Annotated in this window: 15 protein-coding genes; 9 read left to right on the top strand and 6 right to left on the bottom strand. The window is 50.3% G+C overall.

Going from position 1 to position 16,239, the window contains the following annotated elements; all coding sequences use genetic code 11:
• Positions 1-35: 35 nt before the first annotated feature.
• The 9 genes from glmS (at position 36) to BLV33_RS15390 (ending at position 11,378) form a co-directional block, all read left to right on the top strand.
• Positions 36-1,865, top strand: a complete 1,830-nt coding sequence (glmS, locus tag BLV33_RS15430; RefSeq protein ID WP_090793430.1) for a glutamine--fructose-6-phosphate transaminase (isomerizing) — start codon at positions 36-38, stop codon at positions 1,863-1,865.
• Positions 1,866-2,284: 419 nt separating this feature from the next.
• The gene (locus BLV33_RS15425; protein ID WP_090793428.1) at positions 2,285-3,292 is read left to right on the top strand and encodes a carbohydrate ABC transporter permease; all 1,008 of its coding nucleotides are present in this window, start codon (positions 2,285-2,287) and stop codon (positions 3,290-3,292) included.
• Positions 3,289-4,128 (top strand): carbohydrate ABC transporter permease, encoded by an 840-nt coding sequence (locus BLV33_RS15420; RefSeq protein ID WP_090793423.1) that lies wholly within the window; start codon positions 3,289-3,291, stop codon positions 4,126-4,128. The genes BLV33_RS15425 and BLV33_RS15420 overlap by 4 nt, the downstream gene beginning before the upstream one ends.
• A gap of 76 nt (positions 4,129-4,204) precedes the next feature.
• Complete coding sequence (locus tag BLV33_RS15415; protein WP_171909173.1) at positions 4,205-5,977, top strand: cache domain-containing sensor histidine kinase; 1,773 nt, start codon at positions 4,205-4,207, stop codon at positions 5,975-5,977.
• A 5-nt stretch (positions 5,978-5,982) separates the two neighbouring features.
• Entirely contained in the window at positions 5,983-7,599 is a 1,617-nt protein-coding gene (locus tag BLV33_RS15410; RefSeq protein WP_139305756.1) for a response regulator transcription factor, read from the top strand.
• A gap of 92 nt (positions 7,600-7,691) precedes the next feature.
• Positions 7,692-9,008, top strand: a complete 1,317-nt coding sequence (locus tag BLV33_RS15405; protein ID WP_090793412.1) for an ABC transporter substrate-binding protein — start codon at positions 7,692-7,694, stop codon at positions 9,006-9,008.
• Positions 9,009-9,209: 201 nt separating this feature from the next.
• Complete coding sequence (locus tag BLV33_RS15400; protein WP_090793409.1) at positions 9,210-9,521, top strand: hypothetical protein; 312 nt, start codon at positions 9,210-9,212, stop codon at positions 9,519-9,521.
• Complete coding sequence (locus BLV33_RS15395) at positions 9,518-10,525, top strand: CobW family GTP-binding protein (RefSeq protein ID WP_090793406.1); 1,008 nt, start codon at positions 9,518-9,520, stop codon at positions 10,523-10,525. The genes BLV33_RS15400 and BLV33_RS15395 overlap by 4 nt, the downstream gene beginning before the upstream one ends.
• A 214-nt stretch (positions 10,526-10,739) precedes the next feature.
• Positions 10,740-11,378, top strand: coding sequence for a GntR family transcriptional regulator (locus BLV33_RS15390; RefSeq protein WP_253187085.1), 639 nt, complete (start codon positions 10,740-10,742; stop codon positions 11,376-11,378).
• 43 nt (positions 11,379-11,421) lie between these two features.
• Here BLV33_RS15390 and BLV33_RS15385 read toward each other — a convergent pair whose 3' ends face one another.
• The 6 genes from BLV33_RS15385 to BLV33_RS15360 form a co-directional block, all read right to left on the bottom strand.
• Positions 11,422-12,261, bottom strand: a complete 840-nt coding sequence (locus tag BLV33_RS15385; protein WP_090793399.1) for a carcinine hydrolase/isopenicillin-N N-acyltransferase family protein — start codon at positions 12,259-12,261, stop codon at positions 11,422-11,424.
• Positions 12,262-12,328: 67 nt separating this feature from the next.
• Complete coding sequence (locus BLV33_RS15380; protein ID WP_090793395.1) at positions 12,329-13,102, bottom strand: ABC transporter ATP-binding protein; 774 nt, start codon at positions 13,100-13,102, stop codon at positions 12,329-12,331.
• A 43-nt stretch (positions 13,103-13,145) separates the two neighbouring features.
• Positions 13,146-13,949 carry an ABC transporter permease gene (locus BLV33_RS15375; protein WP_090798959.1) on the bottom strand — a complete coding sequence of 268 codons (804 nt, stop codon included), beginning with the start codon at positions 13,947-13,949 and terminating at the stop codon, positions 13,146-13,148.
• Positions 13,950-13,978: 29 nt separating this feature from the next.
• Positions 13,979-15,067, bottom strand: coding sequence for an ABC transporter substrate-binding protein (locus BLV33_RS15370; RefSeq protein WP_216234779.1), 1,089 nt, complete (start codon positions 15,065-15,067; stop codon positions 13,979-13,981).
• A gap of 26 nt (positions 15,068-15,093) precedes the next feature.
• Positions 15,094-15,555 carry a GAF domain-containing protein gene (locus BLV33_RS15365; RefSeq protein ID WP_090793391.1) on the bottom strand — a complete coding sequence of 154 codons (462 nt, stop codon included), beginning with the start codon at positions 15,553-15,555 and terminating at the stop codon, positions 15,094-15,096.
• Positions 15,556-15,579: 24 nt separating this feature from the next.
• The gene (locus BLV33_RS15360) at positions 15,580-16,041 is read right to left on the bottom strand and encodes a GAF domain-containing protein (protein ID WP_090793388.1); all 462 of its coding nucleotides are present in this window, start codon (positions 16,039-16,041) and stop codon (positions 15,580-15,582) included.
• Between the last annotated feature and the right edge of the window lie 198 nt (positions 16,042-16,239).

The raw sequence follows: 16,239 nt of genomic DNA, 5'->3' as shown, positions 1-16,239 counted from the left end.
GGGCTTATTACACTATGGGAGGCAGGTTATTTAGTATGTGCGGAATAGTTGGCTATATTGGGAATCGGAATTCCCAGGAAATTTTAATTGAAGGACTTAAAAAGCTGGAGTATCGCGGTTATGATTCAGCAGGTGTAGCTGTGTTCACGGAAAACGGGCTGCAAGTCAAGAAAGCCAAAGGACGCCTCGCGGTACTGGAATCCCAATTGGTACTGACCCCTTTAAATGGAACGGCAGGAATTGGACATACTCGCTGGGCGACACATGGTAAGCCTTCCGATGTTAATTCTCATCCACATACGGATAACTCGATGAAGTTTTCAGTCGTGCATAATGGAATTATTGAAAATTATATGTCTTTAAAGGAAGAACTAACCGCCAAAGGTCACAATTTCGTTTCTGAAACGGATACAGAAGTCATATCCCATTTGATCGCCGATATTTATGATGGAGATATCGTGGCTGCTGTGCAAAAAGCGGTTACTCGCATGACCGGCGCTTACGCATTAGGTGTTTTAACGGAATATGAGCCGGACAAACTTGTCGCTGTAAGGCTTGCAAGTCCGCTCATTATTGGAGTGGGTGAAGGCGAGAACTTTATCGGATCCGATATTCCGGCAATTCTCGAGCATACACGCAACGTGTTCATACTTAACGACAACGAAATGGCTGTATTGACCCGCGATGGTGTCGATTTAATGACATTGGAGGGGAATTTTATTGCCCGGGAAATGTTTCGTGTCGATTGGGATATCGTTACTGCAGAAAAAGCCGGGTTTGATCATTTTATGCTGAAAGAAATTCATGAGCAGCCCAAGGCTTATCGGGATACCATGAGCAGCCGTATTTCTCCTGAGGGAGATCGGATTACGTTGAATGAACTTAGCATGACTCCCGAGTATATTAAGGACATCAATCGTGTTCATATTGTAGCTTGCGGAACTGCTTATCATGCAGGCTTGGTCGGTAAATCTGTGATCGAGAAGCTGGCGCGGATTCCTGTAGAAATCGACGTGGCATCTGAGTATCGCTACCGTTCGCCGATTATCACCAAAGATACTCTTGTGATCGTGGTGAGCCAATCAGGGGAGACCGCGGATACCTTGGCTGCTCTACGTGAAGCACGCCGCTGTGGTGCGCGGGTGTTAGCCATCACGAATGTGGTAGGCAGCTCCGTTGCACGTGAAGCCGATGACGTTATTACCACATGGGCAGGACCGGAGATTGCGGTCGCTTCCACAAAGGCTTATACATCACAGCTTATTGCCTTCTATTTGCTGGGTCTGCACTTGGCGCAAACCTTGGGCAGCCAGACTCCAGAGTTTATTGCTGAAGTCATTACTGCCATGAGACATCTTCCCGAACAGGTGGAAACCATACTGGGGCAAGCAGAAACCATCAAAGCTTTTGCTGAAGAAATAGCCGTGCATAACGACTTGTTCTTTATCGGTCGCGGCTTGGACTATGCGGTCGCCCAGGAAGGTTCCTTGAAGCTGAAGGAGATCTCCTACATCCACTCGGAAGCTTATGCCTCCGGTGAGCTGAAGCATGGAACACTGGCGTTGATCGAAGAAGGCGTGCCGGTGATCGCGCTCGCCACACAGCGTGACTTGCTGGAGAAAACGGTCAGTAATATCAAGGAAGTTAAAGCACGCGGAGCCCATGTGATGGGCATTGGTGTTGAAGGTGAAGAGGAATTGAAAAAGGCCGTTGACACGATGTTCCAGATTCCTAAGACTCTGGATGTATTGTCACCAGCGCTTTCCGTGATTCCGTTGCAGTTGCTTGCTTACTACGCTTCGCTGGCAAGAGGCAATGATGTGGATAAACCGCGTAACCTCGCTAAGAGTGTTACGGTTGAGTAATGACCTCTGAATGTAAGTCCACCACCAATTGAATTGTCCTCAGACAATAAATAAGGGACATGGCTCGTCGGAATATCCGACGGGCTTTTTTATGTTTGAAAAAAAATAAAATGTTAGATTGAAAAATAGAGTTGTAGAGTGGATGAGCATCAGAAAAAATAATTGTTGAAATTAGATACCACCAAAACATTGATTGATAAGCGAAAATACTTTGCTTTTTCCGAAAGCATATTAGTATTTTCAACAAAATGGAATGTCGTCTACAGCCCGCAGCGAGTCGTAACGGAGCTTTCGTAAAATAGTGAAAGAATTCGGGGATCTCTCTTCTACAAGCGCTTCGTCAGTACTTATATACTAAACGATATAAGTACTTTCAGAACGCGAGGTGGGTTCATGTGACAACTCCGACGAGTCATTCAATGCAAGCTTCCATCCCGGCCCAGCCGCCGGAAGCTGCCGCACATCCACAGCCACAGACGCAGCCGAGCCGCCAATCCGGCCGCGGCCCGAAGCGGCAAACCGCGCTGCACCTGGCACTGTCACGCTACAACGCGCCGTTCGCGGGCTTCCTGTTTATATCCCCTTGGCTGCTTGGCTTCCTGCTGCTGCAGCTGTGGCCGATCCTGCAATCGCTCTATTTATCGTTCACCGAGTATAATCTGCTTGATCCGGCCCGCTGGATAGGCTGGAAAAACTTCCGTCAAATCGCTCATGACAGGCTGTTTTTCAACTCGCTGAAGGTGACGTTCACTTACGTCCTCACCTCGGTGCCGCTCAAGCTGGCGGCGGCGCTGCTCGTGGCGTTGCTGCTGAACCGGGCGATCCGCGGCATCGCGGTTTACCGAACGCTCATCTATCTCCCGTCGCTGATCGGAGGGAGCCTCGCGGTTGCCGTATTATGGCGCAACATTTTCGGTCTGGACGGCTTCATCAACCAAATCGTGCCTCTGTTCGGCATAGCGCCAAAGAACTGGATAGGCACGCCTACAACGGCGCTCGCTACACTCGTTATTTTAACAGCGTGGCAGTTCGGCTCGGCGATGATCATTTTCCTAGCGGGCCTCAAGCAGATTCCGTCCGAGCTGTACGAGGCGTCCGCAGTGGACGGCGCGCCAAAAGTAAGACAGTTCTTCTCGATCACGCTCCCGATGCTGTCGCCCGTTATTTTGTTCAACCTCGTCATGGGTATCATTAACTCATTTCAGATGTTCACCTCCGCCTTCATCATCACGAACGGCGGGCCTGTCAACTCGACGGAAGTATATTCGCTGTTTCTGTACAAAAAAGCGTTCGGCACGTTCGAGATGGGGTATGCGTCTGCGCTCGCCTGGATTTTGCTCGTCCTTGTAGCGCTCGCCACGTCGATCAACTTCCTTGTCTCTAAGTACTGGGTATTCTACGAATCGGAAGGGGGAGCCGCGAAATGACCAGACACCGTTTCGGCGCTTCGCCCGTCGTCACTCACGCCGTACTGATCGCGTTCAGCCTGCTTATGATTTATCCGGTGCTGTGGTGGATATTCGCCACGTTCAAGTCGACGCCCGAGCTGGTGCTGCCGACGCTATGGCCGAAGGAGTGGCTGTGGCGCAACTATCCCGACGGTTGGAACGCGCTGCCGAAGTATACGTTCACGTACTTCTACCTGAACAGCTTCAAGCTGAACATCGCCACGACTGTGCTTCACGTCGTCTCTGCCAGTCTCGTCGCCTTCGGCTTCGCCCGGCTGACGTTCCCGTTCAAGAACGCACTATTCTCGCTGATGCTGTTGACAATCATGCTGCCGTCGCAGGTTACGCTTATTCCGCAGTACGCAATGTTCCACTCTCTCAATTGGATTAACACGTATTTGCCGTTCATCGTGCCGGCGGCAATGGGCGGAGCTTTCTTCATTTTCCTGCTCGTCCAGTTCATTCGTGGCATCCCGCGCGAGCTCGACGAATCGGCGAAAATGGACGGCTGCTCGTGGTTCGGCATCTATTGGCGCATCGTGCTGCCGCTGACGAGGCCGGCGCTCGTCACTGTGACGATATTCTCATTCATCTGGGGCTGGGACGACTATTTCGGACCGCTGATTTATCTCAATTCCGTGGACAAATATACGGTGCCGCTCGCGCTGCGCATGTTTGTTGACACGCAGTCGGCGGTTGCGTGGGGGCAGCTTCTCGCAATGTCGCTTGTGTCGGTGCTGCCGCCGGTGGCGATTTTCTTCTTCGCCCAAAGGCATTTTGTGGAAGGTATTGCGACTACGGGCTTGAAGGGCTAAACTAGAGGAAAAGGCTGAGGCTTGCACTCGGTCTTTTTGCACTCCTATGACACTCTACGGGCAGGCGATGCGAAATATGAACCGATGGTTCAACCCGTTTCACCGGTTTCGAATCGATTATGTGCTGTTCCTTGTGTTCGCCGGTTTCTTGACGGTGCTTATCACTCTTATTATGTGGATCAGCTACACATTGTCTGCGCGGACGCAAACGAGCAACACGTTCCTTTACCAGCAAGGGATGCTGAACCGGATGAGCAAGGAGCTGAACGTCCAGCTGAAATCCGTCGAGCAGACGTCGCAGGCGCTTTCGATGAACACGCCTTTTCTCAATTACTTGGCGCTGACCGGGGATTACTACACGCGCAATTGGACGCGGCTCGAAGTGAGCCAAACCTATTTGGCGCCGGTCGTCAACAGCTCGACGCTGCTGCAGTCTATTCAATTATATATGAACGAACCGACGTTTACCGATATCAATTCGGATCTGCAGTTTCTGCCCCAGAACATGATGGACAAGGAACCGTGGTATTCTGCTGCCATGAAGAGCGATACGCTCTGGGCCGGCGAGCATAACGTCGGTTCGGCGCAAGGGACGGTGCCGGTTGTCAGCTTTGTTAGGCAACTGTCTAGAGACAGCGGCGCGCAGCTCGGAACGCTGGTGTTGAACGTGAAGCTGAAAGCGCTGCAGGCTACACTGAACGAAGACCGGCAGGGCGCGAGCAGGATGCTGCTCGATTCCGGCGGACGGCTGCTGTTCCGCACCGAAAGCGCCTCGTCTATGGCGGCGGTCGCCGGCCTGCTGGACCAAATCAAGGCCGACTCCGGCTACCGCAGGGTACATCTGAATGGCACGGAAGCTTCCGCCGATACCGATATGCTGATGGTGTGGACGCGTGATTTTCGCGAGGGCTGGTTGCTCGTGGAGCTGACACCATACCGCGACATTATGCGCAGCAGTGTTAAGCTCGCAGGCACGCTGGCCGCCGTCGGCGGGGCGGCGCTTGTTGTTGCCTCGTTCGTCACGCTCTACTTGTCGCGGCTGTTCACGGCGCCAGTGCGGGAGCTGCTCGCGTTGATGAACGCTTACTCGCACAACCGCAAGATGCGAGAATTCCCGTCGCGCTACCACAACGAATTTGGCAGCCTGTTCGCCGGTTACCGGCGGCTGATCGAACGGGTCGAGGAGCTTTATGCGTCGCTGGAGCGCCAGTACAAGGTGCAGCAGGAAGCGGAAATCCGCGCGCTGCAAGCGATGATTAACCCGCATTTCCTGTACAATACGCTCGACCAGCTGAACTGGATGGCAATCGAAGCCGGGCAGGAGCAGATCAGCCAAGTGCTGGAGCTGATGGGCCGCATGTTCCGCATCGGTCTCTCTAACGGCGACAGCTTCATTACGCTGCAAGACGAGCTGCTTCATACCGAATGCTATCTCCGAATCCAACAGCTGAAATGGGGCTACGGGCTGCGCTATTCGATCGAAGGCGGCGAGCCGTTCGCGGACTGCTATGTCCCGAAGCTGACGATCCAACCGTTCGTCGAAAACGCGATCCTCCACGGCCTTCACGGCCGCAGAACCGGCCACATTACGGTCAAGGTCGACCGGGCAGACGGCGGCCTGCGCATCCGGATTACGGACGACGGCAAGGGACTTCCGCCGGACTGGAAAGTCCGTAAACGGCGTAAAACGGGAGGCTACGGCATCCGCAACGTAATGGAACGGATCGAGGCGATCTACGGCGAATCATACGGCATTAATTTGACAGCGCTTCCAAGTGGAAAGGGTACTGAGGCGGATATCCGAATCCCGCTCGTGACCGAGATGCCGGGAGGGGGAGGAAAGGAGTGATTCCGATGTGGACAATCGCAGTCGTCGATGATGAACGGCAGGTGCTTAAGGGGATGCGCAAGATTATCCCGTGGCAGGAACTGAACGCGAAGCCGGCTGGGGAAGCGGCGGACGGCGAGGAGGGGTTTAAGCTGATCCTCGAACAGCAGCCCGACATCGTGATTACGGATATTTACATGCCGGTCAAGAACGGCCTCGACATGATCGAAGAGCTGCGTAGGGAACAATACGACGGCAAAATCATCATTCTGAGCGGCTACGCCGACTTCGAATATGCGCGCCAGGCGATGCGGCTGAACGTTGATGACTACCTCAGCAAGCCCGTGACCGTGCAGACGTTGAAGGATGTGCTCGGCAAAGCGATCGGCGCGCTGAAGCAGGAGCGGGAGAAGGTGCTGCAGGCAGACGAGAGGCAGCGCAAGCTGAGGCTTTACGAGCCTATCGCCCAGCAGGAACGGTTGAAGGCGCTTGTCACCGGGTCGGCCGGTTTCGGCGGTGCGAGCTGGCCGGACGATGCTGCGGATATAGCAAAACGGCAATACCGCGTAGCGGCCGTCGAGATTGTGCGCAGCGAACGGTTCGACGGGATGAAGCCTGCAGATTGGCATTTGTTCCGGTTCGCCGTCGCCAATATCGCGTCCGAATTGGCGTCGGAGCTGCGGCTCGACGTGCAGCCCGTAGAACTGTATGGCCAGCAGATGGTCTTGCTGCTCCGCTTCCCGCAGGACGTGCCGAACGACGACAGCCGCCGTCTGGCGGTGCAGTTCGCGCGTCGGCTTATTCGCGCGGCCGAAGACTACTTGCGCATCCGAATTCAGATTGGCATCGGCGCTATGAAGGGCTTGGCCAAGGATATCGCCGAATCGACGGAAGAGGCGTTCCTGTCGCTCCATGCGAAGCTGTGCGTGCCGGACGAAGCGTTCCCGATCTTCATCTATAAACGTAATGAGGATGCAAAGGGGCGCAAGATCTCCGAGCTGCGCCCGATCCGCCATTACCACGAAATCGCGCAGGCACTCGGCACCCTGCAGCAGGACATGGCCGCCGAGGCGGTGGAGCGGCTGACAGCGCTGCTGCTCGATTGGCCGGAGCTGACGGCCGCCGAGCTGCAGCGGGTAGCCCGGGAAGTGTGGACGATCTGCAAATATACGCTGCACGGCACCGGCCACGGACTGGAGGAGGCATTCCCGGCCGAGGGCATCGAGCGGGAGCTGACGGGTCTCGTGCTGCCGCTGCAGTTCCGCGAGTGGGCGCTGGACAAAATAGCCTCCGTTTGCGCCCGATTCAGCCGCAGCGATAATCTGAAGCATAAGACTGCCGTTGATTTCATGGTGCGATACGTCCACGAGCATTACGCCGTGGATCTGCGGCTTGCAGACCTGGCGGAGAAGGTGTACATTTCCCGCAACTATTTGAGCAATATTTTCCGCGACGCGACTGGCGAGACATTCAACGATTACGTGACGAAGGTGCGCATAGAGAAGGCAAAAAGCCTGCTTGCCGAAGGCAGACTGATGGTGTACGAGATTGCCGAGAGAGTCGGCTACAAGAACGTCCCTTACTTCACAACACTGTTCAAGAAGCATACCGGCCGCAACCCGACCGACTTCGTAAAAATTTGAAACAAATTGTGCATCCGTCTCCTTGGCGCTCCTAACCGAAACAGGTACGATGAAGTTGTCAACGATAGGAAATGAAAGGGGATTCGAAGCACATGAACAAGAAACCCATCACAATGCTGCTCGCAGGAGTTATGCTGACTGCCTCGCTGGCCGCTTGCGGCGTAAAGAAAAATGAGCAGCCTGCTTCTGTGGCGACGGCGTCGACTGTGAAGGACGCTCAGGCAAAGGCAGGCAAGACGCCGGTCAAGCTGCGCATCCTCTGGTGGGGCTCGCAGCCCCGGCATGACGCTACGATCAAAGCGCTCGATCTGTACACGAAGAAAAACCCGAACGTCACCTTCGAGCCGGAATATCAAAGCTTCGACGGCTACATCGACAAGCTGTCAACGCAGGCCGCCGCCAAAAATACGCCGGACGTCTTCCAGATGGATGCTGCCTGGTTCAATGATTGGGCCAGCTCGAACCGGATGGCGGATCTGTCTTCCGTGAACTCGAAAGACGTGGACAAGGCCTTGCTAGACACCGGGACGTACAAGGGCAAAGTGTACGCCATACCGCTCGGCAATAACGCGCTCGGCATGATCTACAATAAGGTCGTGTTCGATAAGCTCGGCGTGCAGCCGCCTAAGACATGGGACGAACTGTTCCAGCTGGCGAAAGACATCAAGCCGAAGCTGGCGAAGGATCAATATTTGATCAAAGATTTGACGGCCGATTATACGATGTATTCGTCGTACCAGCTCAGCAAGGGCAAAGGCTACCCGCGTACGCAGGACGGAAAATTCAATTACGACAAAGACACTTGGATCGACTTCATGACCAAGATGCAGGAGCTGCGCAAGGGCGGCTTCGTGGCGCAGCCGGACGTGACGACGTCGGATAAAGGGTTCGATGCGAAGCTCGATTTGCTCGGCCAGGAGAAAGTGATGATCAAGCAGTCGCATGCTGCGGAGTTTGGCGGCTTCGACTCGCTGAAGCCGGGCAGCTTCGCGCTGGCGACGCTGCCGAAGGGCGCAGAAGCGGGCGGCTGGCTGAAGGCGTCGATGTACTGGAGCGTCAATCCGGACAGCAAGGCGAAGGAAGAAGCGATGAAATTCATCGACTGGTTCATTAACGACCAGGAAGCGGCCGACATTCTCGGCACGTCGCGCGGCGTGCCGGTATCGAAGAAAATCGTCGATTACCTGCAGCCGAAATTCAACGCCAACGACAAAGCCGGCATCAACCTGATCACGCAAACCGCCCAAGGCGGCGGTAAAGCGTTCGACCCGGGTCCGGGCATGAAGGGCGGCTGGGCGAAATTCGCTACGAACAAGGAATACGACAACATCACGCAGCAGATTATGTTCGACAAGATGACGCCGCAGCAGGGCTGGGAAGAAGTCGTGAAGCTGAGCAAGGATCTGTAATAAGCCGATATTTTGAAAATGGCTCTCCGGATGCGCCGTACGCTTCCGGGAGCCATTTTGTTTTGAGCAACTTGCTATCCGTAGCCACGCATCATATTCAAAGACTGAATCCGGTTCTAGTGCAAATATTAAATTGTATGTTAACATTGAAAGAAGAACTACTCATCGGGACATTATTTTTATGACAAAGGAGCTATTCCTATGTGCGTATTATGCGGGGAATCCATTTTGCAAACTCATTGGACTGACCAGAAATCGGCTGCTAATCCTTCCAGATCAAGACAGAAGGAACGCCAATATCGCATCCGTCTGCTCAATCAAGTGTTGGCGTATTACGGATTGAAAGTGGATGATTGGAACGGCGCCAAATTTGTTGTTCGTGATAAAAAAGGGCGTTCGGAGATTGTTCATGATTTGGGAGGCTTATGGGCCAAAGCCGAAAAGCTTATTGGCCGACCTCTTAACCCGCTAGATTCCGGACTCATGGACTTTTTGAAACGAGATACCGTATGAAACGACCTATAAGCATCATTACCGGATATTTGGGGAGCGGCAAAACGACGCTGCTGTCGCAGCTGCTGAAGGATGAATCCCAACAGAAGACGGCAGTTCTGGTCAACGAGTTTGGCAATGTGGGCTTGGATCACCATTTACTTCGGCAAATCGACGAAAGGACACGTCTTATTAGTAAAGGCTGTGTTTGCTGTACGGTGCGGGAAGATCTGATTAAAGAATTAAAGGATTTACTCAATCAGGATCAAAATGGAGAGCTGCCGGGTTTGGAGCGCGTAGTGATTGAGACAAGCGGTTTGGCCGACCCCGCTCCGATTTTGTTTACGATTTTGTCAGACCCTGTTTTGCAGCACCATTATGAGGTGGAACATATTATTACCACTGTTGATGCGGTCAATGCCAGGTTGCAATTGGAGCATCATCCGGAAACGTTGAAGCAAATCGCTGTAGCGGATAAATTGATTGTGACAAAAACGGATCTGGTAACCGATGAAGCGAGAGAAGCGTTAGTACGAGAGCTTTCGCTACTCAATCCGACCGCCAAAATCATTATTTCCATACAAGGGAAGATGAGCCGCGAAGCTTTATTTTCGAAAGAATCCGCAGCAGCGCCCGTACAAAGGGTCATGGAACGTCGTGTGCATGAAGAGGAATCTGCGCATTTGCAGGATGCTGTCAAATCACTGTCACTAACGTTTGACCGCTCGATTGATTGGAACGCTTTTGGTTTATGGCTCAGCATGCTGCTTTATGCTTGCGGCGAGAATGTGATGCGGGTGAAGGGGCTGCTTGATGTCGGGGAAGCGGGGCCTGTGTTGTTGAACGGGGTTCAGCATATCATTCATCCTCCTGAGCATTTGCTCGAATGGCCGAATCAGGAGGCTGAACATCGGTCCCAAATTGTTTTCATTATGAAATCGATTGAACCCGAGCATTTGCTTCAGTCGCTCCATTCCTTCCAATTTATGATAGGAGCCAGAGCCGAATCATCCACGGTTCTTTGATAAGAAGATCATTCAATGATTTACACTCTAACCGCAATTTTGTTATAATCTTTTTACTATTTAACTAAAAAACAATCTTCTCGGGATGTGCAGCTAATTTATGAGGAATCAAGGTTCCTACGCAGAGAGCAATAATCAAGAACCATTGTCAAGCTCTCTCTCTCTTAACGTACAGTCATTCCTATCCTCCTTGGATAGCAGCGGAGAAACACGGTTGCCTCAGCGAGCTTATCTGGCCGTTCGAGATATCATCCTGCATCTGCAGCTTCCGCCCGGGCAAACGGTTTTAGAGAGAGAAATAGCAGTAATATTGGGCATGAGCAGGACGCCTGTACGTGAAGCTCTCGTCCGATTAGAGATGGAGGGCTGGATTCGTCTTATCCCCCGTCGTGGTTTTATCGTGTCCCCCATCGTGGCGGAAGACCTCCAACAAATCTATGAGATCGTAGAAGTGCTGGACGGCGTTGCTGGAAGGCTTGCCGCTGGTCGTGCCACTTCCGAGCAGCTCGATCACCTTGAGTTTCTGATCCAGGAGCAAAAAAAGGCGCTTGAGAATGATGATCTTATAGCTTGGACAGATTTAGACGATCAATTTCACAGCTACATTGTAGACTTGGCTCAGAATCCTCGTTTAAGAGGGATTATGGACAGTCAATCGGATCAACTTTATCGCGGTAGATTATATACCATTAAGTATAGGCCCAAACCAACCCGTTCCATCACGGAACATACAGCTATTCTGGCCATCATGAGAGCCGCAGACCCTGAAGCTGTACAAATGATGCTGAAGTCACATCGACATAGAGCTCATATCGAAATTTTAGAGGCTCTTCGAATAATCCCTGTAAAATGAAGACAAACGCCCTAGTTTCCAGTGGAAATAGGGCGTTTGTTGGTCAAAATGTGATAGACTTCCACTGGTGGAGGGAAGGCAAACCTTCCGAATAAATCATAGTTCTTGTCGAAATATCGAAAATCAGCGCAGTCCTTGTAGAAAGCGAGTCAAGCGCAATACTGCGCTGTCCGTCATTCCAGAAATCGTGTATACAAATTTGGCCGTGCTGCCCGAAGGCGGGGTCCCGGTGAGAACCCAATAGATGTTTCATATCATGAAGCCAGTCATTCTCAGATAAACGACTCAAAACCTCTTGCACTTGCGTGCATCTTACGGTCCTGTCGGCAATGTCTTCCGCGTTAATTCTTTGCTCATTGACTCCGGTTGGTTCAATCATCTCCGCATGGTTAGCTCTGACGGCAGAATATAAGTTCAATGCGCCTGAATTTTCAAGCAGCTCGAACTGAATTTGCCCCTCTGCATGCTCGATTACCGCCATTTGTCCGGACTCATCCATAAGAAAGTGCACGCCACCGACTGAACTGGGATTGTCAACAAAATAACGCTTAAGTTCATATGCGGCAGACTCTACATTGGAATGATTCTTCAGCGCTAGCAAATTGGCAAGTCCTCGTGTATCCTGCTGAAAATTCGTCGGCTCGTTCAATTGGGAAGGCTTGCTCCAGCCCAGATAAGAGCTCATAACAACCAGCCCTTGTTCATTCATACCCGCATTGATTCCAGGCTGCCAACCCATTTGGAACGAAAGAAGGGAAGTACCGTCATCAAGCGTCATGCGCTCATGAACCATTCTTGTCGGCTGAGTATCGACCGTCTTGGCAACGAATCGTGTTGTACCTCGATCCGGAAGGTCTCGCTTGACCATGCACATGGTACACATGGTGTTCACCTCATTTTAGAATTAAATAATTTCATTTCTGCTAGTTTTTTGATCTATTCAGAAGTAATTACAGCGCTTTGGACAAAGCGACTTCTTCTTTAATAGAGGTAAGAATTTCCCGCTTGTATTGGTTGAACTGATTGGATGTAACATCTCGCTGCTCATCGAGAGTAATGGGGATCATCTCTTTGATCTTGCCTGGCCGATGTGTCATAACAGCCACCTTGGTTCCCAGCATGACTGCTTCATCGACACTGTGGGTGATAAAAACAATCGTAATCTTATGCTTTTGCCAGATCTGAACCAGCTCTTCCTGCATATCCATTTTGGTTTGTGCGTCCAGCGCGGCAAACGGTTCATCCATCAAAATGACGGACGGGTTCAAAAGAAGCGCCCTTGCAATCCCAACACGTTGGTTCATTCCTCCGGACAACTCAGTGGGGTAATGTTTTTCGAAGCCTTGCAGTCCAACCATGTTGATATACTCCTGTGCCCGTTCCCTTCGTTGCTTGGGAGGAACTCCTTGCAGCTTTAAGTAAAACGAGATGTTCTCCCATACCTGAAGCCAGGGCATTAAAGTAGGCTGCTGAAAAACAACGCCTCGATCCGCGCCGGGGGCGGTAATGGCTTTTCCGTCCATCATAATCCCTCCGGAGGTCGGCTTCTCAAAACCGGAGATCATGTTCAATAAGGTAGACTTGCCGCAGCCGCTGGGTCCCAAAATACACAAAAATTCTTGTTGTTCAATGGAGAGTTGGACATGATCCAAAATCACCATATTGGTTCCGCGTTTTGGATCCTTAAAAACCTTTACAATATCCTTCAATTCGATAAAAGCCATATTGTTCCCCCCCTTTGATGAATTTCCAATCCTCGATTCAAGCTTAATTTTCCATTCCCTGCACAGACATATTTTTTTGGTAATGCAGAATACGATCCATCAGCTTCTTAAGTAAAAAGTCTGAAAAATAGCCAAGGAGGCCTATGCTTGCCATACTGGCAATAACCAGATCATACCTCATGAAATAGTAGGAATCCCATAACACATACCCGAGGCCACTCTTAACAGCAACCATTTCAGACGTCACACTCAACATCCATGCTGAACCAATACCTATTCTCAAGCCAGCGAAAATGTTTGGCAGCGACGCAGGAAATACGACATAACGAACCATTTGCCACTGGGTTGCCCCCATCATTGATGCGGCGCGGATCAAATTTTTATCGCTATTCTTAACGCCGTGAATCGTGTTCATCAGGATCGGAAAGAACGAACCCAAGAAAACGAGGAATATCGCAGGCTTGTTAGCTATACCGAACCACATGATGGCAAGTGGAATCCAAGACACGGGAGGAATCGGACGAAGTATCTGCAATGTCGGTTCAATCATCTTTTCCACAATCTTCCACCAACCGATAGCGATACCAATGACGATAGCTGATATGCTCGCAATAGCAAAGCCGGCAAGTACGCGTGTTCCGCTGCTAACCGCGGCTTTCACCCATTGTCCGCTGTTTGTATCCGATGTCCCTGTAGTGCCTGAAATCCAATCTATCCATACTAATATTACTTTTGAAGGGGGCGGGAGGAGAGAGGATGAGACAAATCCCATCCTTGAGAGTCCTTCCCAGGCAACCAGAAGAATTAAAGGTACGATGAATCTAAGTTGATTGTTTCTCCAATTCATGGTCACATAACCTTTCTCCGTCTGGGGGTTTAGTTGTAACCGAGCTGTTCTTTCGGTTTGCCGGTCACTTTAGATAGGAAGGTATAATCCATATTCTTATCCGCTTTATCGGTAACATCATTGGTGATGTATTTCAAATCCTTCATCATGCCGACAATGGCCAATGTTTGTTTATGGTACATTTTATAGTCCGGATATCCATTTTTAACAGCTTCAGCACCGACTTTGTCATCCAATGACGTAAGTTTTTTAATTACTTGAAGCCATGCCGATTTGTCAGTAGTAATACTATCGACTACCTTAACAATGGATGCAACCGTTTCTTCAACTTCTTTCGGGTGGTCGTTAATGACATCCTTACGCGTTATTACAAGATTGACGAGGTTTCCTGCTGCCGTATCATAAGGATAACTAAAATGCTTGCCGGAATTGTTAAGACGCATTTGAGAGGCGAACGGTTCGACGGTAGACAACATTTGCACCTCTCCTTTTTTCAAAGCTGCCTCATGATCGGCCTGATTAGGAATGTTAGTAATCTGTACGTCTTTTAGCGGATCGATGCCGTGCTGCACCAGTTCGCCTCTCAACTCAATGTCTTGGGCAGTGCCTCGGGAATTGCCGACTACGAACGGCTTGTTTTGTTTTTTATAATCGGCGATCACCGCTTTGAGCCCTTCCCAGTCATCGGCTTTCACATCGATCCCCGGGGCGAGAATAAGTTCCGATCCACCATTGACCTCACCGGAAATGGCAACGACGTCAAAGCCTTTATCAAGAGCAGTAATATAAGTCAAGTAAGTTACCTGTCCGAAGTCAATACTTTTTGATACGAGTGCAGTTAGCACATCAGTTCCGTTAGTGAATTTTACGGCTTCCAAATTAACATTTTTGGCGTTTTCCGGCGTGAGTGCCATTGGAAGAGAGTTGGCGCTGCTTGCATAACCAACTTTTAAGTTAGGACCCGACTTATTAGCAGAAGTAGCAGCTGCAGTTGCTTGATTTGACGGAGCCGCCGTTGTACCCGATGCAGCGGGTTTGCTGCTGGAACAAGCGCTTAGCATTATAGCGAAAAATAGAATAAATACAACATTCCAAACAACAATTTTCCTGGATTTCATATGTTTTCTCTCCCTTTAAAATATATTTATTTCACCCAATTATATTTTTCCAAGCATGTCATGACCCGTTTTTTTGCATCATTCAGTGCGGATATGTCTTCTTCATTCCAATGGCGGGTGCTTATATTAAAATGCACCGAAACCCAACCTATCAATTGGTTATCCTTAACAAGCGGACCTACCATTTGCGCTTTAGTCCCGTAAATTTGAATCAACTCCGGCGGCGGGGAAACTTCAGCGTTAATGCAGTCGTCTTGGATGAGGTTACAAAGGTTCTTTACAACGAATTTATACGTAGGAGTTTTGCGCTGATCCAGTGAGGTATCGACCTTTATAGACGGAATACCAGGTGCTGTAGCCTCAACAACAGCTGCATCAACATGACAGTTTTGCTCCGGAATATCCAACCTTAAGGTCGTCCGACTCGCTTGGGTAGCCTGAAGAAGTTTCTCGACAATAAGCTGAAAGTCAGTAATAATTTCGTTCATAATGTTCACCTCTTCTGGTTATACTTATTTCACCCATTCATATTTTTCCAAACATGTCGTGACCCGTTTTTTTGCATCTTCAAGTGCAGCTACGTCTTCTTCATTCCAATGGCGGGTGCTTGGATTATAATGCACCGAAACCCAACCTATCAATTGGTTATCCCAAACAATAGAACCTAACATTTGCGCTTTAACCCCGTAGACTTGAATCAATTCCGGCGGTGGTGAAACTTCAGCGTTAATGCAGTCGTCTTGAATGAGGTTACCAAGGTTCTTTTCAAGAAACATCACTGTAGGAATTCTGCGCTGATCCAGTGAGGTATCGACCTTTATCGACCGGGTACCAGGTATTGCGGCTTCAACCGCAGCTGCATCTACGTGACAGTTTTGCTCCGGAATGTCCATCCGTAAGGTCGTCCGGCTCGCTTGGGTAGCTTGAAGCAGTTCCTCGATAATAAGTTGAAGCTCAGAAATAGTTTCGCTCATCGTGTTTACCTCTTTCTGTTTAGTTTTTATTCGGATCGCGTTAGATAATGCGGAAAAACTCCCAATTCCACACACAATTCATAGGGAAATTGTACATAATGTATACATTGATGTCAACATATATTTCATCATTTGTCGATTCATGCACTAATGTCAACATTTATTTCATCAAATGTTTAATTTTTATTGATGTTGTAA

Origin of the sequence: Paenibacillus sp. GP183, from assembly GCF_900104695.1 — a bacterium.
Classification (GTDB): Bacteria; Bacillota; Bacilli; order Paenibacillales; family NBRC-103111; genus Paenibacillus_AI.
Note: the sequence above shows the minus strand (reverse complement) of the source record. Positions and strands in the feature narration are given on the sequence as shown.